General features: G+C 66.5%; 23 protein-coding genes. 10 read left to right on the top strand and 13 right to left on the bottom strand.

Features of this window, described 5'->3' with window-relative positions; translation table 11 throughout:
- Window positions 1–2 precede the first annotated feature (2 nt).
- The 5 genes from dxr to pyrH form a co-directional block, all read right to left on the bottom strand.
- Window positions 3–1175 carry a 1-deoxy-D-xylulose-5-phosphate reductoisomerase gene (gene dxr / locus ACSQ76_RS10865; protein WP_437156588.1) on the bottom strand — a complete coding sequence of 391 codons (1173 nt, stop codon included), beginning with the start codon at window positions 1173–1175 and terminating at the stop codon, window positions 3–5.
- The gene (locus tag ACSQ76_RS10860) at window positions 1172–1957 is read right to left on the bottom strand and encodes a phosphatidate cytidylyltransferase (RefSeq protein WP_437156587.1); all 786 of its coding nucleotides are present in this window, start codon (window positions 1955–1957) and stop codon (window positions 1172–1174) included. Before ACSQ76_RS10860 ends, dxr begins: the two co-directional genes overlap by 4 nt.
- Window positions 1954–2694 (bottom strand): isoprenyl transferase, encoded by a 741-nt coding sequence (locus ACSQ76_RS10855; protein WP_306129328.1) that lies wholly within the window; start codon window positions 2692–2694, stop codon window positions 1954–1956. Before ACSQ76_RS10855 ends, ACSQ76_RS10860 begins: the two co-directional genes overlap by 4 nt.
- 1 nt (window position 2695) lies before the next feature.
- Window positions 2696–3259: a ribosome recycling factor gene (frr, locus tag ACSQ76_RS10850; protein WP_437156586.1), complete on the bottom strand. Its 564-nt coding sequence runs from the start codon at window positions 3257–3259 to the stop codon at window positions 2696–2698.
- 120 nt (window positions 3260–3379) lie between these two features.
- Window positions 3380–4111, bottom strand: a complete 732-nt coding sequence (gene pyrH / locus ACSQ76_RS10845; protein ID WP_306129326.1) for a UMP kinase — start codon at window positions 4109–4111, stop codon at window positions 3380–3382.
- A 176-nt stretch (window positions 4112–4287) separates the two neighbouring features.
- On the opposite strand from pyrH, the gene miaA reads away from it, so the two are divergent.
- The 4 genes from miaA (at window position 4288) to ACSQ76_RS10825 (ending at window position 8326) form a co-directional block, all read left to right on the top strand.
- A complete protein-coding gene (miaA, locus tag ACSQ76_RS10840; protein WP_437156585.1) occupies window positions 4288–5169 on the top strand; it encodes a tRNA (adenosine(37)-N6)-dimethylallyltransferase MiaA in 882 nt (293 codons plus the stop codon).
- Between the two features lie 97 nt (window positions 5170–5266).
- Window positions 5267–6064: a helix-turn-helix domain-containing protein gene (locus tag ACSQ76_RS10835; RefSeq protein ID WP_437156584.1), complete on the top strand. Its 798-nt coding sequence runs from the start codon at window positions 5267–5269 to the stop codon at window positions 6062–6064.
- 117 nt (window positions 6065–6181) lie between these two features.
- Complete coding sequence (locus ACSQ76_RS10830) at window positions 6182–7849, top strand: ABC transporter substrate-binding protein (RefSeq protein WP_437156583.1); 1668 nt, start codon at window positions 6182–6184, stop codon at window positions 7847–7849.
- Window positions 7850–7930: 81 nt separating this feature from the next.
- Window positions 7931–8326 (top strand): (R)-mandelonitrile lyase, encoded by a 396-nt coding sequence (locus ACSQ76_RS10825; protein ID WP_437156582.1) that lies wholly within the window; start codon window positions 7931–7933, stop codon window positions 8324–8326.
- Between the two features lie 15 nt (window positions 8327–8341).
- Here the strand turns inward: ACSQ76_RS10825 and ACSQ76_RS10820 are convergent, their stop codons facing one another.
- Complete coding sequence (locus tag ACSQ76_RS10820; protein WP_306129321.1) at window positions 8342–8938, bottom strand: lytic transglycosylase domain-containing protein; 597 nt, start codon at window positions 8936–8938, stop codon at window positions 8342–8344.
- Between the two features lie 238 nt (window positions 8939–9176).
- Between ACSQ76_RS10820 and ACSQ76_RS10815 the strand changes: the two genes are divergently transcribed.
- Complete coding sequence (locus ACSQ76_RS10815; protein ID WP_306129320.1) at window positions 9177–9680, top strand: single-stranded DNA-binding protein; 504 nt, start codon at window positions 9177–9179, stop codon at window positions 9678–9680.
- Window positions 9681–9694: 14 nt separating this feature from the next.
- The gene (locus ACSQ76_RS10810; protein WP_437156581.1) at window positions 9695–10000 is read left to right on the top strand and encodes a hypothetical protein; all 306 of its coding nucleotides are present in this window, start codon (window positions 9695–9697) and stop codon (window positions 9998–10000) included.
- A 4-nt stretch (window positions 10001–10004) separates the two neighbouring features.
- On the opposite strand, the gene ACSQ76_RS10805 is transcribed toward ACSQ76_RS10810, so the two are convergent.
- Entirely contained in the window at window positions 10005–10142 is a 138-nt protein-coding gene (locus ACSQ76_RS10805) for a hypothetical protein (RefSeq protein WP_437156580.1), read from the bottom strand.
- 47 nt (window positions 10143–10189) lie between these two features.
- Between ACSQ76_RS10805 and ACSQ76_RS10800 the strand changes: the two genes are divergently transcribed.
- The 4 genes from ACSQ76_RS10800 (at window position 10190) to ACSQ76_RS10785 (ending at window position 14708) form a co-directional block, all read left to right on the top strand.
- Window positions 10190–11092, top strand: a complete 903-nt coding sequence (locus ACSQ76_RS10800; RefSeq protein WP_437156579.1) for a GNAT family N-acetyltransferase — start codon at window positions 10190–10192, stop codon at window positions 11090–11092.
- A gap of 70 nt (window positions 11093–11162) precedes the next feature.
- Window positions 11163–12983, top strand: a complete 1821-nt coding sequence (gene typA, locus ACSQ76_RS10795) for a translational GTPase TypA (RefSeq protein ID WP_437156578.1) — start codon at window positions 11163–11165, stop codon at window positions 12981–12983.
- Between the two features lie 3 nt (window positions 12984–12986).
- On the top strand, window positions 12987–13340 hold the full coding sequence (locus tag ACSQ76_RS10790; protein WP_437156577.1) for a cupin domain-containing protein: 354 nt from the start codon (window positions 12987–12989) through the stop codon (window positions 13338–13340).
- 96 nt (window positions 13341–13436) lie between these two features.
- The gene (locus ACSQ76_RS10785; protein ID WP_437156576.1) at window positions 13437–14708 is read left to right on the top strand and encodes a LysM peptidoglycan-binding domain-containing protein; all 1272 of its coding nucleotides are present in this window, start codon (window positions 13437–13439) and stop codon (window positions 14706–14708) included.
- Between the two features lie 8 nt (window positions 14709–14716).
- On the opposite strand, the gene ACSQ76_RS10780 is transcribed toward ACSQ76_RS10785, so the two are convergent.
- The 6 genes from ACSQ76_RS10780 to recA all read right to left on the bottom strand — a co-directional run bounded on the left by ACSQ76_RS10780 (window position 14717) and on the right by recA (window position 20363).
- A complete protein-coding gene (locus tag ACSQ76_RS10780; RefSeq protein ID WP_437156575.1) occupies window positions 14717–15262 on the bottom strand; it encodes a histidine phosphatase family protein in 546 nt (181 codons plus the stop codon).
- Window positions 15263–15291: 29 nt separating this feature from the next.
- Window positions 15292–15759 (bottom strand): MOSC domain-containing protein, encoded by a 468-nt coding sequence (locus ACSQ76_RS10775; RefSeq protein WP_437158186.1) that lies wholly within the window; start codon window positions 15757–15759, stop codon window positions 15292–15294.
- A 23-nt stretch (window positions 15760–15782) separates the two neighbouring features.
- Window positions 15783–16070 carry a DUF1330 domain-containing protein gene (locus ACSQ76_RS10770; protein WP_274591907.1) on the bottom strand — a complete coding sequence of 96 codons (288 nt, stop codon included), beginning with the start codon at window positions 16068–16070 and terminating at the stop codon, window positions 15783–15785.
- A 10-nt stretch (window positions 16071–16080) separates the two neighbouring features.
- Window positions 16081–16365, bottom strand: coding sequence for a DUF1330 domain-containing protein (locus ACSQ76_RS10765; protein ID WP_222450166.1), 285 nt, complete (start codon window positions 16363–16365; stop codon window positions 16081–16083).
- 24 nt (window positions 16366–16389) lie between these two features.
- The gene (gene alaS, locus ACSQ76_RS10760; RefSeq protein ID WP_437158185.1) at window positions 16390–19080 is read right to left on the bottom strand and encodes an alanine--tRNA ligase; all 2691 of its coding nucleotides are present in this window, start codon (window positions 19078–19080) and stop codon (window positions 16390–16392) included.
- Between the two features lie 203 nt (window positions 19081–19283).
- Entirely contained in the window at window positions 19284–20363 is a 1080-nt protein-coding gene (gene recA / locus ACSQ76_RS10755) for a recombinase RecA (protein ID WP_306128416.1), read from the bottom strand.
- Between the last annotated feature and the right edge of the window lie 27 nt (window positions 20364–20390).

The raw sequence follows: 20390 nt of genomic DNA, 5'->3' as shown, positions 1-20390 counted from the left end.
TGTTATCCGTCCTGCTCTTTTGCCACGCTGTCGACATACATCCTTGCCAGATGGTCCGCGCGGGCTGTTGTATCAAGTGTCATCGGCCTTCGGGCGATCTTGTCATGCTCGGCAAGGCGCGCCAACACCTCTTCGACGATCGTGTTCATCTGCATGAAGCCGATTCTGCCGGCGATGAAATGGTCCAGAGCGCGCTCCTTGGCGCCGTTGAACACCGCGCCCATCAGGCCGCGCGCCTCCATCACGTCACGCGCCAGCCGCAGCGCCGGGAAGCGCTCCGGGTCCGGCGCCTCGAAGCTCAGCGTGCCGGTGGCGGCGAGATCGAGTTCGGCGACCGGCAGGTCGCGCCGTTCCGGCCAGTGCAGCGCATAGCCGATGGCGTGGCGCATGTCATGCGGGCCCATATGGGCCATCACCGCGCCGTCGACGTAATGCACCATCGCGTGCACCAGGGATTCGGGATGGACCAGCACCTCGATCTGCTCGGGCGCGACGCCGAAGAACTCGCGCGTCTCGATCATCTCCATCGCCTTGTTGAACATCGAGGCGCTGTCGATCGTGATGCGCTGGCCCATGTCCCAGTTGGGATGGGTCGCGGCCTCGGCCGGGGTGGCATGTACCAGCTGATCCAGCGGCCAGTCGCGGAAGGCGCCGCCGCTGGCGGTGATGACGATGCGTTTCACGGCGGCGGCGTCCTCGCCCACCAGCGCCTGGAAAATGCCGGAATGCTCGCTGTCCACCGGCAGGATGCGCCCGCCCGCCCGCCGCGCGGTGCCCATCAGGAGCTGCCCCGCCGCCACCAGCGATTCCTTGTTGGCCAAGGCCAGCGTCGCGCCGGTGCGCAGCGCGGCCAGTCCCGGTGCCAGCCCGGCAAAGCCGACGATGGCCGACATCACCCAGTCGGTATCGCGCGTGGCGGCCTCTTCCAGCGCCGTGGCGCCGGCCGCGACCTCGATATCGGTACCGCGCAAGGCGGCGCGCAGGTCGTCCAGCAGGCTTTCGTGGGCGGTCACGGCGATCTCGGCGTCGCAGGCGATGGCGTCGCTGGCCAGCTGTGCGATGTTGCGCCCCCCGGTCAGCGCCACGACGCGGAACTCGGATGGCTTGCCGCGCACCAGGCTCAGCGTGTTCTGCCCGACCGAGCCGGTGGCGCCCAGAATGCTGACCCGCTTCACGAAACCGCGCCCGGCATCAGGCCAACGGCCCAGAACACCAGCGCCGCGGCACTGCTGCCCAGCATGGCGTCGAACCGGTCGAAGACGCCGCCGTGACCAGGGATCAGGCTGGAGCTGTCCTTGATCCCGCGGCGGCGCTTTACCGCGCTTTCGGCGATGTCACCCATCTGCCCGGCAAAGCCCACGATCATCGACATCGGCACCAGTTCCAGCCCCATGCCCAAGGGGCGCAGAAAGAACAGCCCGACGATCCCGGCCAGAAGCCAGCCCGCGATGGTGCCCGACCAGGTTTTCTTGGGGCTGACGCGCGGCCAGAATTTCGGCCCGCCCAGCATCCGGCCGGCGAAATATCCCGCCACGTCCGAGGCGATGACGACCAGGATCAGCCAGAGAATCCAAAGGGTCTCATGTCCCGAACGCAGCCACAGCAGCGCAAAGCAGGCCAAGAGGACCCAGGTGAACACCATGAATGCCAGCGGCCCGTCCTCGGTGCTCTGGCTGGCCGCCACCAGCGCCAGCCCCAGCATCAGGGGCAGTGCGAAGGTGCCGGGCAGGAAGTTCAGCGCAAGCATCACGGCCGCGGCGGCGATGCCGAGGCCCACCGCCTGGCGGGTGTCGAACATCCGCGCGGTTTCCCACACCATCGCGCCGCAGATGGCGCAGACCATCACCACGAAGAACAGACCACCCTGGTAGACCCCGAACGCCCCCAGCACCAGCATCAGCACGCCCGACAGCGCCCGCCGGCGCAGGTCGGACCACTTCGCGTCGCCTGCGCTCATGCGGTCACGGCCCCGAAGCGCCGGTCACGCGCGCCATAGCCGCGCAGAAGCTCGCCAAAGATCTCGGGCGTGAAATCGGGCCACAGCGTGTCGATGAACTCGTATTCCGCATAGGCCGACTGCCACAGCAGAAAGTTCGAGATCCGCGCCTCGCCCGAGGTGCGGATCACCAGGTCTGGATCGGGCAGCACGCAGGTGTCGAGATACTTGGGCAGGGTTTCCTCGTTCACCTCCTCGGGGCGCAGACGGCCCTCGGCCACGTCGCGGGCCAGCCGCTGGGTGGCGCGGCTCACCTCGTCGCGCCCGCCATAGTTCAGCGCGATCGTCAGGTTGGTGCCGGTGCATCCTTGGGTCATCGCCTCGGCGTCGTCCATCAGCTGGCGCAGCTTGGCATCCAGCCGCGGCCGGTCGCCGATGAACCGCACGCGCACGTTCTCGCGCACGAATTCCTGCATTTCCTTCATGATGTAGCGGCGAAAGAGGCTCATCAGCCCCGCGACCTCGGTCTGGGTGCGCTTCCAGTTTTCGGTCGAGAAGGCGAAGATGGTGACGTAATCCACCCCCAGATCGGGACAGGCAGTCACGATCTCCTTCACCCGGCGCGCGCCGGCATGGTGCCCGAAAAGACGCGGCCGCCCGCGCTTTTGCGCCCAGCGGCCATTGCCGTCCATGATGATCGCCACATGGCGCGGGCCCTGCACGGGGGATGTCTCCTGCATGTCGCGCGCCTCTGTCATCTCAGACCTGCATGATTTCGGCCTGCTTGGCCTCCAGCGCGTCGTCGACCGACTTGATGTGCAGGTTGGTCATCTCCTGCACCTCGGTTTCCCAGAACTTCTGGTCATCCTCGGACATGCCGTCGGCCTTGGCCTTCTTGATCTGGTCCATGCCGTCGCGCCGCACGTTGCGGATGGCGACGCGGGCGTTCTCGGCATATTGCGCGGCCACTTTCGTCAGTTCCTTGCGGCGCTCCTCGTTCAGCTCGGGGATGGGCAGCATGATGATCGTGCCGTTCATCTGCGGGTTGATGCCCAGCCCGCTTTCGCGGATGGCTTTCTCGACCTTGTTCACAAGGCCCTTGTCCCAGACATTGACCGTCACCATGCGCGGCTCGGGCACGTTCACGGTGCCGACCTGGTTGATCAGGGTCTGCGTGCCATAGGCGTCCACCATCACCGGCTCCAGCATCGAGGCCGAGGCCCGGCCCGTCCGCAAGGATGCGAATTCCGTGCGTAGGCTGGTCATCGCGCCGTCCATGCGCCGCTCCAGGTCCTTGGTGTCCAGTTCGAAGTCGTCGCTCATCTGTCATCCCTTGTTCTGCCGGACGATGGTTTCGCCTCTATACCGGCAACTCGCCTCGATTGTATAGGCCCCTGTCCCGCAGGAAATGCCCGGATCCTGTGCGGATTTCGTGCAGTTCCCTCAGCCGCCGACCCGCGTGTAGGTGCCCGTTCCATCAAGAATCGAGCGGAATCCGCCCGGCTCGTCCAGGCTGAAGACGATGATCGGCAGGTTGTTGTCACGCGCCAGCGCGATGGCGCTGGCGTCCATCACGCCCAGGTGCTTGGCCAGCACCTCGTCATAGCTGACCTCGTCGAAGCGCTTGGCGTCGTCGAACTTCATCGGGTCCTTGTCATAGACCCCGTCCACCTTGGTGCCCTTGAAGATCGCCTCGCAGGCCATCTCGTTGGCGCGCAGCGTGGCGGCGGTGTCGGTGGTGAAGTAGGGGTTGCCGGTGCCGGCGGCGAAAATGCACACGCGTTTCTTCTCAAGGTGGCGCACCGCCCGGCGGCGGATATAGGGCTCGGCCACCTCGTCCATGCGGATGGCGGTGATCACCCGGCAGAAGACGCCCAGCTTCTCCAGCGCGCTCTGCATCGCAAGCGCGTTCATCACGGTGGCCAGCATCCCCATGTAATCCGCGGTGGTCCGCTCCATCCCCTGCGCGGACCCCTGAAGCCCGCGAAAGATGTTGCCGCCGCCGATCACCATGCAGATCTCGACGCCCATGTCGTGGACCGATTTCACCTCCCGCGCGATGCGCTCCACCGTGGGCGGGTTCAGCCCGTAACTCGCGTCGCCCATCAGCGCCTCGCCGGAAATTTTCAGCAGGACCCGGTTGAACGTGGTCTCGGGGGCGGCAGCATCTGGCATGGGGCGGCTCCTTGTGCGCGGTCTTGGAACGGGCCCGGTGCGGGTCGTCTCTTGGCGCGCAAAATGGGCGAAAACGCCCCCGGGTTCAATCGCCAAACCGGGTCGGGCTGGGCGGGCAGCGCGAAATTCGGCGCAAGGCGCTTAAAACCGGCGTGGAAACATCCTAAACGAAGGGCATGACCGCCCTGCCCGATATCCCCGCCGACCGGCCCGTGCTCATTGCCGGGCCCACTGCCTCGGGCAAGTCCGCCCTCGCACTGGCGCTGGCGGAACGCGACGGCGGGCGGATCATCAATGCCGACGCGCTGCAGGTCTTCGCCAACTGGCGCATCCTGACCGCCCGCCCCTCGCCCGAAGAGGAGGCGCGCGCCCCCCACGCGCTCTACGGTCACGTGCCGGGCGATACCGCCTATTCCGTGGGCCACTGGCTGCGCGACCTCGCGCCATTGCTGCGCGACGGTCCCCGCCCGATCATCGTCGGTGGCACCGGGCTGTACTTTTCCGCCCTGACCGAGGGGCTGGCCGAGATCCCCGCGACCCCGCCCGAAATCCGGGCCGAGGCCGACTCGCGGCTGCAACGCGAAGGCCTGACCAGCCTTCTCGGCGATCTCGACCCCGAAACCCGTGCGCGCATCGACACCGCCAACCCGATGCGCGTCCAGCGCGCCTGGGAGGTACGGCGCGCCACGGGCAAGCCGCTGTCGCAGTGGCAGGATGCCACCCCGCCCCCGCTCCTGCCGCCTGACCGCGTCACGCGCATCCTGATCGACGCCCCCAAGGATTGGCTGACGCCACGAATCGAGCGCCGTTTCGACCTGATGCTCGACGCGGGCGCGATCGACGAGGCGCGGGCGAACCTCGCGGAATGGTCCCCCGCCCACCAATCCTCCAAGGCCATCGGCGCGGCGGAGCTGATCGCCCACCTGCGCGGCGAGATGCCCCTCGACGCCGCGCGTGAGGCCGCCATCATCGCCACGAGGCAATATGCCAAGCGGCAGCGAAGCTGGTTCCGCGCCCGAATGAAAAACTGGCAAAGCTTCGCCGCCGCCACGCTCTGACCTTGTAACCTCTGTACAGAATCGGACATTCCTGACCTCAATTCGATGAAAACCCTGCGCCATGCGTGCAGAATCACGACAATCGAGGCTCCGGACAGTGACATCCCATCCGCAACTCCAGACGCTCGCGCAATGGATCGGGCCGGGCGCGTGGCGCGCCAGCCTGCCTCACAGCGACCCGCATCACGTGTTCCTCTGGATCACCCGCGGACAGGGGCGCTGCCTTGTCGGTGGCCAGCGGCGCGGACTGGCCGTGCACACCGCGCTGGTCCTGCCGGCAGGATCGCTCTTCGCGCTCGATCCCGGTGCGCAAAGCTTCGGCCTGGCATGCCGCATCCCACCCCGGACCGGCATCCTGATGCCGGACGAGCCGGTGCTCCTGCGCGTCCGCGACCCCCGCGCTCAGGCCGACCTGACGACCTTGCTGGAAACCATGCAGCGCGAACAGAACGAGGCGCGTGATTTCATGGACGAGGCGTTGACCGCCCATGCCCAGCTTCTGACGGTCTGGCTGCGCCGCGCGATGATCTCCATCGCGGACGAGGCCTCCGCCCCCACGGCGGCGCATCGCCTGGTCGAGGCCTACGCCGCGCTGATCGAGCGGGATTTCCGCACCGGCGCCTCGATGCAGGATTTCGCCCGGCATCTCGGCGTCACGCCCACCCATCTCAGCCGGGTGTGCAAGTCCAGCTCTGGCCTGACGGCCTCGGCCATGCTGACGGGCCGGGTCCTGCACGCCGCCCGCCACCTGCTGGAGACCACCGACCGCCCCGCCAACCAGGTCGCCGCCGACCTCGGCTTCAACAGTGCCGCCTATTTCTCGCGCTTCATCCTGCGCCATACCGGCAAGTCGCCATCGGACCTGCGCCGCGCCGCGCCGCGGAAGGCCGCCTGAGACCGCACCGGTCACAGGTATTTCAGCGCCACCCGGTTGATTTCCGCTCAGCCGGGATGGAAACTGATACCCGAAGCCTCATTTCTAATCACAAAACTTGTTTCAAGGCTCGCGCACATGTCCTCTCGCTCCGCCGCCCCGCTTCACCCCGCCCTGCCCGCGCTCAACCGTGCATACCGGCGCGGGGCAATGGACCGGCGCGAATTTCTGGCTCGCGCCTGCGGTCTGGGCGTCACGGCGCCGCTGGCGCTGTCGCTCGCCGGCTTGCCCGCCCCGGTCCGCGCGCAGGAGAGCGCTGATATCGTCCCCGGCGGCACGCTGCGCATCCAGCAGAACGTCAAGGCACTGCGCGACCCGCGCACCTATGACTGGAGCGAGATGGGCAACCAGACCCGCGGTTTCCTGGAATACCTCGTGGAATACGGCCACGACGGGACCGTGCGCGGCATGCTCCTGGAAAACTGGGACGTCAATGCCGACGCGACCGAGTATCGCCTGAACGTGCGCGGCGGAGTGACGTGGAACAACGGCGACCCCTTCACCGCCCGCGACGTGGCGCGCAACCTCGAACGCTGGTGCGACGCGAGCGTCGAGGGCAATTCCATGGCTTCGCGCCTCAAGGGTCTGTGCGATCCGGCCTCGGGCCAGATCCGCGAGGATGCCGTACACGTCGTCGATGACGCCGCGCTCGTCCTCACGCTCGCCACGCCCGACATTGCGCTGATGGCGAACCTGTCCGACTATCCGGCGGCGGTGATGCATGCCAGCTATGACGGCGGCGACCCGTTCGAGCATGGCATCGGCACCGGCCCCTTCCGCCCGATCGAGCTGTCCGTGGGCCAGCGCTGCGTGCTGGAACGCAACACCGATCACCAATGGTGGGGCGCCGACGTGCTGGGCGGGCCATACCTCGACCGGGTCGAGTTCATCGATCTCGGTACTGATCCTTCCAACTGGATCGATGCGGCAGAGGCGGACGAGATCGACCTGCTTTACGAATCCGTCGGCAATTTCATCGAGGTTCTGGACGCCATCGGCTGGACCCGGACGGAAACCGAAAGCACCGCCACTATCGTCATCCGCGGCAATGCCGATGCCGAGCTGGAGGGCGCGCGCCCCTATGCCGACGTCACCCTGCGCCGGGCGCTGGCGCTGGCCGTCCGCAACGAGACCTGCCTGGAGCTGGGCTATGCCGGCTACGGCACGGTCGCGGCGAACGACCATGTCAGCCCGATCCACCCGGCCTTTGCCGATCTTGGCCCCGCACCTTTTGACGCCGCCCAGGCGCGCGCCGACCTCGAGGAAATCGGGATGCTGGGGTTCGAGCATGAGCTGATCACCGTCGACGACGAATGGCAGCGCAACACGGCCGACGCCGTGGCGGCGCAACTGCGCGACGCGGGCCTCAACGTGCGCCGCACCGTCCAGCCCGGCGCCACTTTCTGGCAGAACTGGCGCGACTATCCGTTTTCGGCCACCCAGTGGAATCACCGCCCTCTCGCTGTGCAGATTCTCGACCTCGCCTATCGGTCCGACGCGGTGTGGAACGAGACCGGCTTCGCCTCCGAGGAGTTCGATCGGCTGCTGGATCGCGCCATGTCGATCACCGACGCCGACACGCGACGGACGACCATGGAACGCCTTCAATCCATCCTGCGCGAGGAGGGCGTGATCATCCAGCCCTACTGGCGCACGCTCTACAACCATCACAACGGTCGGGTGGCCGGAGCGGAGAAGCATCCCTCGAACGAGATTCACCTGCACAGGATCGGCTTCACCGGATGAGCGCCGCGCGCCCCTTGGCGGCGCGTCCCGCCGGGTCTATGTCAGGCGGCAGGCATCAGTGACACTGCGAAAGGCCGCATCATGAAGATCACCCGTCCCGGAACCAATCCGTCATCCCCCGGCCCCGCCGAGTATTTCACCGGCGGTGTGCGACTCGATCCGCTTTTCACCGCCGAGGCACCGGGCCGCGCCGTAGGCCTCCATGTCATTTTCGAGCCCGGCGCGCGAACCGCCTGGCACACCCATCCCGCCGGCCAGACCCTGATCGTGACCTTCGGGCGGGGCCGGGTCCAGCGCGAAGGCGGCGAGGTCGAGGAAATCCGGCAGGGCGACGTCGTCTGGTTCCCGGCGGGCGAAAAGCACTGGCACGGTGCGTCGCCCGACACCGGCATGAGCCATATCGCTATTCAGGAAAGCATCGACGGCAGTGCCGTCACCTGGATGGAACAGGTTTCCGACGAAGATTACGAGGGCTGAGGCGCGCGGCGCGGCCTACTGCCCGTAGATGATCTTCACGTAATTGCGGGTTTCCGTATAGGGTGGGATGCCCTTGTACTTCTCGACCGCCTTGGGCCCCGCATTGTAAGCCGCCAGCGCCAGGCGCCAGGACTTGAAGGTGCGATACTGCTCGGCCAGGTAGCGCGCCCCGCCTTCCAGGTTCTGATGCGGGTCATTGGCATCGACTCCCAGATAGGCCGCCGTGCCCGGCATCAGCTGCGCCAACCCGATCGCACCCTTGTGTGACTTCGCGCGCGGGTTCCAGCCCGATTCCTGTTGCACCAGCCGCAGAAAGAGGTTCTCCGGGATGCCGTGCCGCCGCGCCAGATCCTTGGCGACATTCAGGTACTGCCCCTTGTACTTGCCGTTATAGCCAAGCGCGGGCGCCGCCTCGTCCCATTTGCTCGGGGTATGGACCTTCTGCGGCTGAAGCCGCACCGACGCGTTGTATTGCTGCTTGGCCCGGCTATCCAGCACGCGTGTCTGCGAACTGAAGATCCGCTGCTTGCCCTTGGTGGAAAGGATATCCGCCGTGGCCGCCAACGGCCAGGCCAGTGACGCGCAGGTCACCGCAATTGCCAGCTTACGCATACTGAATACCGTCCCTTACTGTCCCATTGCGGTCAGGTCCGTGCCTCGTATTCCCGGGCAATCCCCTGACCGTCTCACGTCGCACTATACCGAACTCGGCTCAAATTGCCAGACTCGCAGTCCGCATTCCGCTCCGGTGCCGCGCGCCGGGGATTTTCCCCGAATTTTAGGCTTTTCTTCATCCCTTGGGGGTGATGTAAGGTGAACGTTAACCATCAGACCGCAGCAGGAGGGCGCCATGGCCGGTTCCGTCAACAAAGTCATTCTCATCGGAAACCTGGGGCGCGACCCCGAAGTCCGCACCTTCCAGAACGGGGGCAAGGTCTGCAACCTGCGCATCGCCACGTCCGAGACCTGGAAGGACCGCAACACCGGCGAGCGCCGCGAAAAGACCGAGTGGCACTCGGTCGCGATCTTCCAGGAAGGTCTGGTGCGCATCGCCGAGCAATACCTGCGCAAGGGCTCCAAGGTCTATATCGAGGGCCAGCTTCAGACCCGCAAATGGCAGGACCAGTCCGGCCAGGACCGCTATTCGACCGAAGTGGTACTGCAAGGGTTCGGCGGCAACCTCACCATGCTCGACGGCCGCGACGGTGGCGGCGGCGGCGGTGGTGGTGGCGGCGACTACGGCGGTGGCAGCGGCGGCGGCTACGATCAGGATTACGGCGGTGGGCCGTCCTCCGACCAGGGCCGCTCGCAACCCTCGCCCTCGCGCGATTACGACGACGAAATCCCGTTCTGACCGGGACCTGACCGGTGCTGTCCTCGCTGTCGCCCGAGGGACAGGCCCTGGTCACCGTCGTCACCTGCCTGGCGGTGGCCTATTTCATGCTCTACCCCGCCCTGCGCCCGCGCCACGCGTCGCGCATGGCGCTCTACGATCTTGGCGTGACGGGGGTGATGCTGCTGGTCAATGGCTGGCTCTTCATGGGCACCGGCACGCGCTTTTCGCTCTGGCTGTTCGACACCAACTGGGTCGTCTTCACCATCGTCACAGCCCTGGTCATCGAAACGCCGCTCATGCTGTGGTATGTCCGCCGCAACGGCATCACCTGGGACTGATCCGCTACCAGACCCACTCGATCACGCTCAGCACCACGAAGACCGGCACCGACAGGGCCACCGCCACCAGCCACGCGGCATAGGCCGTGGGCCGCACGCTGGGCGCGGTCACGCCGCGCACCGGATCGGTCTTCTTCGCCATGACCGGGATTAACCATGATTTAGGTTATCATCGCCTTAATGGCGGGCATGTCTCTGACCTGGACCCTTCGCGACACCGCCCCCGACCCGCCCGACGCTTGTGCGCTGCAGCAACACCCGCGCTACGGCGCCGCCATGCGGGCCATCGGGGCCGATGTCGGGTGGTATGCACTGACCCGTGGTGCGCGCACGCTTGGCACCGCGCAAATCCTGTGCCGCCGCCTTGGCCCATTGCGCCTGACATGGCTGCCGCGCGGCCCCGTGCTGTCCCCCGGCACCGAACCCGGCGCGGCCATCCTGCCCCTGCCCAGCCCCTCCGTCGTTCAGCCTGACACGCCCACCACCGCCCGCCTGTACCAATCGCATGGCTACCGCACCCTGCTCACCCCGGCCCATGTGGCCGAGCTGGACCTCGCCCCCGGCCCCGACGCGCTGTTCTCGGGCCTGCACGGCAAATGGCGCAACCGCCTGCGGGCCGCACAAGCCGGTCCCTTGCGCACCCATCACCGCCCGTTCGACCCCGACCGCGACGCCGACCTGCTGATCCACGACCAGCACCAGCAACGCGCCCGCGGCTATCGCGCCCTGCCGCCCGGTTTCACCTGCGCTTTCGCAGCCACCCATCGACAGGCCTCCCGGCTTTTCATCGCGCATGATCGCGCCGGGATGCTGGCCTATCTGCTCTTTCTGTTGCACGGACCCACCGCCACCTACCACATCGGCTGGGCCGCTCCCGCCGCACGCCGCACCCACGCCCACACCCTGCTGATGTGGCAGGCCATCACCTACCTGCATCAGCGCGGGCTCACCCGACTCGACCTCGGCCCCCTGGATACCGAGGCCGCCCCCGGCCTCGCCCGCTTCAAGCTGGGCACCGGCGCCATCGCGCGCGCCCTCGGCCCCACGCTCCTGCGGCTTTTGCCGCACCGCGGCGCCGCCATCGCCGCGTAACACCGTTTTCCCTCTGGCAATTGACGCGCAAAGCCCTTAGGGCCACGACCAAACCACCAAGGATACCCCAATGGACCTGCGCAATATCGCAATCATCGCCCACGTCGACCACGGCAAGACCACCCTCGTGGACGAGCTTCTCAAGCAGTCGGGCGCCTTCCGCGCCGGTCAGGCCGTGGCCGAACGCGCGATGGACAGCAACGACCTGGAGCGCGAGCGCGGCATCACCATCCTGGCCAAGGCCACCAGCGTGGAGTGGAAGAAAACCCGCATCAACATCGTCGACACCCCCGGCCACGCCGATTTCGGCGGCGAGGTCGAGCGCATCCTCAGCATGGTCGACGGCGTGGTCCTGCTGGTCGACGCCGCCGAAGGCCCGATGCCGCAGACCAAGTTCGTGACCTCCAAGGCGCTCGCCCTTGGCCTGCGTCCCATCGTGGTGCTGAACAAGGTCGACAAGCCCGATGCCGAGCCCGACCGCGCGCTGGACGAATGCTTCGACCTTTTCGCGGCGCTGGATGCCGACGAGGACCAACTGGACTTCCCGCATATGTATGCCTCCGGCCGCTCCGGCTGGGCCGATCACGAGCTTGACGGCCCGCGCAAGGACCTGACCGCGCTTTTCGACCTGATCGTCAATCACGTCCCCGCGCCCAAGCAGGTCAAGCAGGCCGACGATGATTTCCGCATGCTGGCCGTGACCCTTGGCGCCGACCCCTTCGTGGGCCGCCTGCTGACAGGGCGCGTCGAATCGGGACGGCTGAAAGTTGGCGCCACGGTGCAGGCGCTCTCCCGCATGGGTCAGAAGATCGAACAGTTCCGCGTGACCAAGATACAGGCCTTCCGCGGTCTCACGCTTCAGGATATCGACGAGGCGACGGCGGGCGATATCGTCAGCCTTGCGGGGATGTCCAAGGCCACCGTGGCCGACACGATCTGCGCGCTGGCGGTCGAGGAACCGCTGTCGGCCCAGCCCATCGACCCGCCCACCATCTCGGTCACCTTCGGCATCAACGACAGCCCGCTGGCGGGCCGCGACGGCAAGAAGGTGCAGTCCCGCGTCATCCGGGAACGCCTGATGAAAGAGGCCGAGACGAACGTGGCCATCAAGGTCACCGACACGCCGGGCGGCGAAGCGTTCGACGTCGCGGGCCGGGGCGAATTGCAGATGGGCGTGCTGATCGAGAACATGCGCCGCGAAGGTTTCGAGCTATCCATCTCCCGCCCCCGCGTCCTGATGCGCGAAGGCGAGAATGGCGAACAGCTCGAACCCATCGAAGAGGTCACCATCGACGTCGATGACGACCATTCCGGCGCCGTGATCGAAAAGCTGACCGGCGCCCGCAAGGGCGAGATGACCGAGATGAAACCCGCCGGCGCCGGCAAGACCCGCATCATCGCGCTGGTCCCGTCGCGCGGCCTCATCGGCTATCACGGCGAGTTCCTGACCGACACGCGCGGCACCGGCGTGCTGAACCGCGTCTTCCACGGCTGGGCGCCGCACAAGGGCCCCATCCCCGGCCGCCGCGCCGGCGTGCTCATCTCGATGGAATCGGGCGAGGCCGTGGCTTACGCCCTGTGGAACCTCGAGGATCGCGGCCGCATGTTCATCGGCCCGCAGGAAAAGATCTATCAGGGCATGATCATCGGAGAGCACAGCCGCGAGAACGACCTGGAAGTGAACCCGCTCAAGGGCAAGAAGCTGACCAACGTCCGCGCGTCCGGCACAGACGAGGCCGTGCGCCTCACACCGCATGTCCAGATGTCGCTGGAAGAGGCCATCGCCTATATCGACGACGACGAACTGGTCGAGGTCACGCCCAACGCCCTGCGCCTGCGCAAACGCCACCTTGACCCGCACGAGCGCAAGCGCGCCGCCAAAACCGCGTAACGCATGGCCGATAAACTTCTCAAACTGACCCGCGCCGACTGGGCCAAGAACGCCGACAACTGGGCGGGTCACTTCGAGGGCCGCGATCTCGGCACAAACGTGACCGTTCTCTTCGCCGAGTTCGAAGAGCCGGGCTCGGGGCCGAAGCTGCATACCCATCCGTATGACGAGGTCTTCATCGTCCGCGAGGGCCGCGCCCGTTACACGATCGGCGACCGGGTGATCGAGGCCGAGGCCGGCGACGTCCTGCTGGCCCCCGCCGAAGTGCCGCACAAATTCGTCAACCTCGGCCCCGGACGGCTGGTGTCGACCGACATCCACCTTTCCCCTGAGTGGATCCAGACCGACCTGGAGTGACCCTATCCGCCCCGCGCCGCGCGAAAGAAGGAACATCGACCCGCCTCCTTGCGTTTTTCCGAAACGGACCAACGCAAATTCCGAAAGGAGGCTTTGATGCTCCGCACTCTCATGCTCACCACCACCACCGCCGCGGCCAGCCTGGCCCTCGCGCCCGCCGCCGAGGCCCAAAGCCGCTGTGGCGATTCCTATCGGCTCCAATCCGGAGACACCCTTTACCGCGTCTCGCAAAGCTGCCGCGTGCCACTGAGCCTGATCATGGACCTCAACCCCGGCCTCGACCCGCGCGACCTGCCGGTGGGCGAAGCGATCACGCTTGCCGCGTCCGACACGAATACCGGCGGCAGCAACACCCCCGCGCCCGACCGGGACACCTACGAGGTGCGCGAAGGCGACACCGCCTTCTCCATCGCACAGGCCCTGGGAATTTCCGTCGTGGAACTGCTGAACGAGAACCCCGATCTCGATCCGCTGGCCATGGCCGTGGGCGACGCGCTCGACCTTCCCGATGCGTCCGAGCCGTCGGCCTCGGTGCGTGTGCAACCCCTGGCCGGCCCGCCCGGCAGCGACGTTCGCGTGAACGCCAGCAACCTGCGCCCCGCAGATTACGTGACCATCGGCGTCGGCCGCATGGCTTCGGAATGGCGCGCCGTCGACCAGGCGCAGGTCGCCGCGGACGGCGAGATTTCCACGTCCGTCGCGCTTCCCGATTGGGCCTCGCCCGGTGACAATCTGATCTTCGTCGTCGATACAGACCGCGGCGTGACGCTCAAATCGCGCGCCTTCGACGTGGTGTCGCAAGACTCCAGCGACGGCGATGGCGACCAGATCTCGCTCGAGGGCCGCGTGCGGCAGGGCGTCGAATGCGCCACGTTGACCACGCCCGACGGCGACGTATGGTCCCTGACCGGCGACATGGAGTTCACCCCCGGTGAATATGCCGAGGTGCGTGGCACCCGCGCCGAGATGTCGTTCTGCCAACAGGGCGTCGGCACCGTCGCGGTCGACAGCTACGAAGAGGTCCGCGCGCCGGGCAACCTGCCCGACGATACCGCCGACCTGAACGCCGAGGCGGTCGAGGGCCCGTGGGTCCGCATGGCCGGCAACTGCGCCCGGCCCGACTTTGACATCACGGGCCAGCAGGGCCGCCTGACCATCGAAACCAGCCTTGACGGCGCGCCGCGTACCGGACGCGTGAAGCTCAACGATAACGGCGCATCAGCGGTCTTCGACCAGCCCTATCGCGCCTTCCCGATCGAGAACCGGGGCGAAGGCAAGATCGCCGTCATCTCGGGCGACCGGGATGTAACCCTGGGCGGCGTCGACATTTCCGGCGATGGCGCGGTGTTCCTGCGCTGCGGCGTGTAAGCCGGCCCTCAGGGCGCGACCGCGATCCGCCCGACCACCTCCAGCCCTGCGCCGGTGCGCCTCGCGACGACAATCTCGCCCGAGGTGGTGCCGGTGCCGGTCAGTTCCGACACGTTCACCTGGTGCGTCACCAACAAAAGCCGCGCCTTGGCGGGCATATCGGCGATCCGCGCCATGACCGCTGCCGCCTGACCGTCCGGGTCGCCCTGCCCCGGGAAATGCGAATTGAGCGCGGAAAATTCATCGGGCGTGCCCATGTCGAGAAGCTCCGCCGTCTCGGTGCAGCGGCACCATTGGCTGGTCCATACGGCATCGAACTGAACACCCGCCTCGCGCATCGCCGCGCCGATCCGCCGGGCCTGTTCCCGGCCCCGGTCGTCCAGCACCCGTTGCGTGCTGCAATCCTCCAAATCGAAATTCGCCGGGTCCCCGACACCGGGCGCCAGCGCATGGCGCATCAGCGCCACCGTGCCCGGCTCTTTCAGCAGGCTCCAGTCCTGCGCCGCCACACCCCCCGGCAGGATCAGCATCAGGATCAGGGAAATCAGTCGCATCGGCGCCTCCGTTCGGATCGACGGAAACCCTAGGTCGCACCGACGTCGGTTCCAGCCCGTGCGACGCTTTCGCCCACGGCAATCCGCCCCGGCCTCAGCACCCTTGCGCACCACCCGCCATGACCGCGCATGGCGTTGTAGCCGCCAGCCCCAAGTGCTGTTTCCATCCGGGAACAGGGCGCACAGGGCACGGTGATCTCGACCAGGGCCTGACCGATCCGGACGGGATGATTGCGCAGCGCTGTCAGGTTGATGCCAGAGACCACCAGGTTGCGCCGCAAAACCTCCGGCGCCACCTCCCCGATCCCGGCCAGCGCGCCGATCACCGGCAGATGTTCGGCCTGGATCAGCGTCAGCGCGCGTTTGCCGGCCCGTGCGTGGTCGCCTTCAAGGCCCGTTCCGGCCAATTCCGCGGCCTCGACCGAGACCGGATCGGCCAACCTTTCCGGCCGCAGCCCGATCCATGCCACGCGGCCCTCGCCCGCGTGCCGCGCCATGATCTCGGCCAGCTGGCCTTTCACTATTCCGAGGTTTCCACGATCACCAGGTCACGTTCGGACGCGTTCCGCGCATGGTCCAGCGCCTCTTGATAGGCGTCCGAGCGATAGCATTCCTCCGCCGCCTCCAGCGTCGGGAACTTCGCCACCACGTTGCGCGCCCGGTCATTGCCTTCCAGTTGAACGTACCGCGCGCCGCGGGCGATGAAATGCCCGCCATGCGCCTCGATCGCCGGACCGGCCAGTTTGGCATAGCGGCCATAGGCCTCCTCGTCGGTCACGGTCACATGGGCAATCCAAAGTGCTGGCATCTCGTTCTCCTCAAACTCCGTCCACGATGACGATATCGCGCTCGCTCGACGAGGTCGCGATCGGCAGGATGCGCTGATACGCATCAGAATTGTACCAGTCCAGCGCCGCCTGGTGGTCGGGGAACTCGATGATCACATGCCGGTCGGGGCTGATCCCCTCGACCTGCGTCTGGGTGCCGCCCTTGGCCAGGAACCGCCCGCCGAAGGCCTCGGCCAGCGCCACGGTCTGGCTGGCATAGGCCTTGTAATCCTCCGGATCGGTCACGTTGATCCGCGCAATCAGGTAGGCCGCCATGTCGTTCCCCTTTTCCGCCGGGCCTCAGCCCTGCAACACCTGTTCCGCCGCCGCGATAGCGGCATCGGCATTGTCGGTGCTCGCCGCTCCGCCCTGCGCCATGTCGGGACGGCCTCCGCCGCCCTTGCCGCCCAGCTCCGCCACGGCGGCCCGGACAAGATCGACCGCCGACAGGTTGTCGGTCAAGTCCTTCGTCACGCCCGCGGCGACGGCAGCCTTGCCGTCGGCATCGGCAATCAGCAGCACCGCGCCCGAGCCGATCCGCGTCTTCATCTCGTCCATCAGCGGCGGCAGGTCGCGTCCCGACACGCCCGACAGCACCTGGGCAAGGAACTTCACGCCGTTCACATCCTTGGCCTCCGGCCCTGCGGCCCCGCCGCCGCCCATCGCCAACTCGCGCTTCAGCTGCGTCACCTCGTTGGCCAGCGCCTTGCGCTCATCCATCAGCGCGCGCACGCGGTCCAGCACGTCACCCGGCTGCGCTTTCAGCTCCGAGGCCAGCGCCGCCATGCGGTGATCCTGCTCGCTCAGGTACCGGAACGCTTCCGGCCCGGTCAGCGCCTCGATCCGGCGCACGCCGGAACTGGACGCGCCTTCGCCCACCAGGACGAACAGGCCGATGTCGCCCGTTTGCCGCACATGGGTGCCGCCGCACAGCTCGATCGAATAGGTATTCTTGTCCAGGCCCTTGCCGGAGCCATCCTCGGACCCCATCGAGACCACGCGCACCTCGTCGCCGTACTTCTCGCCGAAAAGCGCCTGCGCCCCGATCTTCCGCGCATCGTCGGGCGTCATGATCCGCGTCTCGACCTTGCCGTTCTGCCGGATATAGGCGTTGACCTCTTCCTCGACCTGCTTGATTTCCTCCAGCGTAAGGCCCTTGCCATGGCTGAAATCGAACCGCAGCCGGTCGGGCGCATTCAGGCTGCCCCTTTGCGCCACGTGGTCGCCAAGCGCCTTGCGCAGCGCCTCGTGCAGCAAGTGCGTGGCCGAATGGTTCGACCGGATCGCCGTGCGGCGGAGGTGATCGACCTCCAGCTTCACCGGGTCGCCCACTTCCAATGCGCCCTCCTCGACGGTCACGAAATGCGCCGACAGGCCCCCGGCGCGTTTCTGCACATCGCTCACATGCCCTGCGAACCGCGCCTCTCCGGCCTCGCGCGCGCCTTCCAGGCTGCGCAGATAGCCGTGGTCGGCCACCTGCCCGCCCGCTTCGGCGTAGAACGGCGTCTGGTTCACCACGACCCAGCCGGTGGCCTTGTTCGCGCCCAGCTTGTCCACCGCCTCGCCATCGACGACAATTGCCTGCACCACGCCCTCGGCGGTCTCAGTGTCGTACCCGAGGAAATCCGTCGCGCTGTGCGTCTCGGCCAGGTCGAACCATACGGTCGCGTCCGCCGCCTCGCCACTGCCGGACCACGCCGCGCGGGCCTTGGCCTTCTGTTCCTCCATCGCCGCATCGAACCCGGCCACATCCACCGCGCGGCCCTTCTCGCGCAGCGCGTCCTGCGTCAGGTCCAGCGGAAAACCGTAGGTGTCATAGAGCTTGAACGCCGCCTCGCCCGGCAGCGCGGCCCCATCGCCCAGCTTGCCCAGCTCGTCGTCCAGCAGGCGCAGACCCCGGTCCAGCGTCTGCTTGAACCGCTTCTCCTCCAGCTCCAGCGTCTCCTCGATCAGCGGCTGCGCCCGGCCGAGCTCGGGGAAGGCCTGTCCCATCAGCCCCACCAGGTTCGGCACCAGCCGGTACATCACCGGGTCCTGCGCGCCCAAGAGGTGGGCATGCCGCATCGCCCGCCGCATGATCCGGCGCAGCACGTAACCGCGCCCCTCGTTCGACGGCATCACGCCGTCGGCAATCAGGAACGAGGTCGAACGCAAATGGTCCGCGATCACCCGGTGATGCACGTTGCCCGGCCCGTCCGGTGCACCATCGGTCACATGCGCGCTCGCCTCGATCAGGCTGCGCATCAGGTCGGTATCATAGTTGTCATGCTTGCCCTGCAACAGCGCGCCGATCCGTTCCAGCCCCATGCCGGTGTCGATCGACTGCATGTCCAGATCCACTTGGCTGCCATCCTCGAACCGCTCGTTCTGCATGAAAACGAGGTTCCAGATCTCGATGAACCGGTCGCCATCCTCCTCCGGACTGCCCGGAGGACCACCCCAGATCTCGGGGCCGTGGTCATAAAAGATCTCGGTGCACGGTCCACAAGGCCCCGTCGCCCCCATCGACCAGAAATTGTCATCCGTGGCGATGCGGATGATCCGGTCGTCGCTCAGGCCGGCGTGCTTCTTCCAGATCTCCGCCGCCTCGTCATCGGTGTGATAGACCGTCACCAGCAGCTTGGACTTGTCGATCCCGAAATCCTTGGTCAGCAGGTCCCAGGCATAGGGGATCGCCTCGGACTTGAAGTAATCGCCGAAACTGAAATTCCCCAGCATCTCGAAGAACGTGTGGTGCCGCGCGGTATAGCCGACATTGTCGAGGTCGTTATGCTTGCCGCCGGCGCGCACGCATTTCTGGCTGGTGGTGGCGCGGGAATAGTCGCGCTTCTCGACCCCGGTGAACAGGTTCTTGAACTGCACCATGCCGGAATTGGTGAACATCAGCGTGGGGTCGTTACGCGGCACCAGCGGGCTGCTCGGCACCACCTCGTGGCCGTTGCGTTCAAAGAAACTGAGGAAGGTCGAGCGGATCTCGTTGAGCGTGGGCATGAGGGTCTGGTCCGAAGGCAAAAGTTGCGTCGAACCCGTGTAACGCCAAGCCATTTGACTGTCCACAGAAGGACGATGGTTCAACGGTCGCGTGTGCGCTCAAAAAGAGGAAAGGCCACCCCGTCGGATGGCCCTTCCCCGGAATATTCTCCACCACCCGTGGGCGGTGCGGGCCCTTTCCGGAGTGGGCCATCTCCGTTTCGTCAGTCGTCCAGCACGTCCTCGGCCGCATTGTCCACGTCGCCGGGAATGTTGAAATCAAGCCCGTGCGCGCCGCGGATCTTGTCTTCGATCTCGTAGGCGATCTTCTTGTTTTCCTTCAGGAAATTCTTGGCGTTCTCACGGCCCTGGCCGATGCGCTCGTCGCCGTAGCTGAACCAACTGCCGGACTTCTCGACCACGCCGGCGGCAACGCCAAGGTCCAGCAACTCACCGGTCTTGGACACGCCCTCACCGTACATGATGTCGAACTCGACCTGCTTGAAGGGTGGCGCGACCTTGTTCTTGACCACTTTCACGCGGGTCTGATTGCCCACAACCTCGTCGCGGTCCTTGATCGACCCGATCCGGCGAATGTCCAGCCGCACCGAGCTGTAGAACTTCAGCGCGTTGCCGCCCGTCGTCGTCTCGGGGCTGCCGAACATGACGCCGATCTTCATGCGGATCTGGTTGATGAAGATCACCGTGCACTTGCTGCGGCTGATCGAACCGGTCAGCTTGCGCATGGCCTGGCTCATCAGGCGGGCATGCACGCCCACGCTGCTGTCGCCCATGTCGCCCTCAAGCTCCGATTTCGGCGTCAGGGCCGCGACCGAGTCGACCACCACCATGCTCACCGCGCCCGAGCGCACCAGCGTGTCCACGATCTCTAGGCTCTGTTCGCCGGTGTCGGGCTGCGAAATCAACAGTTCGTCGAGGTCCACGCCCAGCTTTTTGGCATAGATCGGATCCAGCGCATGCTCGGCGTCGACAAAGGCGCAGACGCCGCCCTTTTTCTGTTCCTCGGCCACGCAATGCAGCGTCAGCGTCGTCTTGCCCGAGCTTTCGGGCCCGTAGATTTCAACGATCCGGCCCTTGGGCAGCCCGCCGATGCCAAGTGCGATATCCAGACCCAGCGAGCCGGTCGAGGTCGATTCGATGTCCTGCGCCGGGTTGTCGGCGCCCAGTTTCATGATCGAGCCCTTGCCGAATTGCCGTTCGATCTGCGCCAGCGCGCTGTCCAGCGCCTTCTGGCGGTCTGCGTTCTTCTTGCTGTCCATGTTCAAAAGATCTGCCGTTGCCATACCTGTGGTTTCCCTTATTTCACACGC

It is taken from the genome of Roseovarius sp. B08, from assembly GCF_051417955.1.
In the GTDB taxonomy this organism is placed as follows: Bacteria; Pseudomonadota; Alphaproteobacteria; order Rhodobacterales; family Rhodobacteraceae; genus Roseovarius.
The sequence above is the reverse complement of the archived record's forward strand: the minus strand, read 5'-3'. Positions and strand labels throughout refer to the sequence as shown.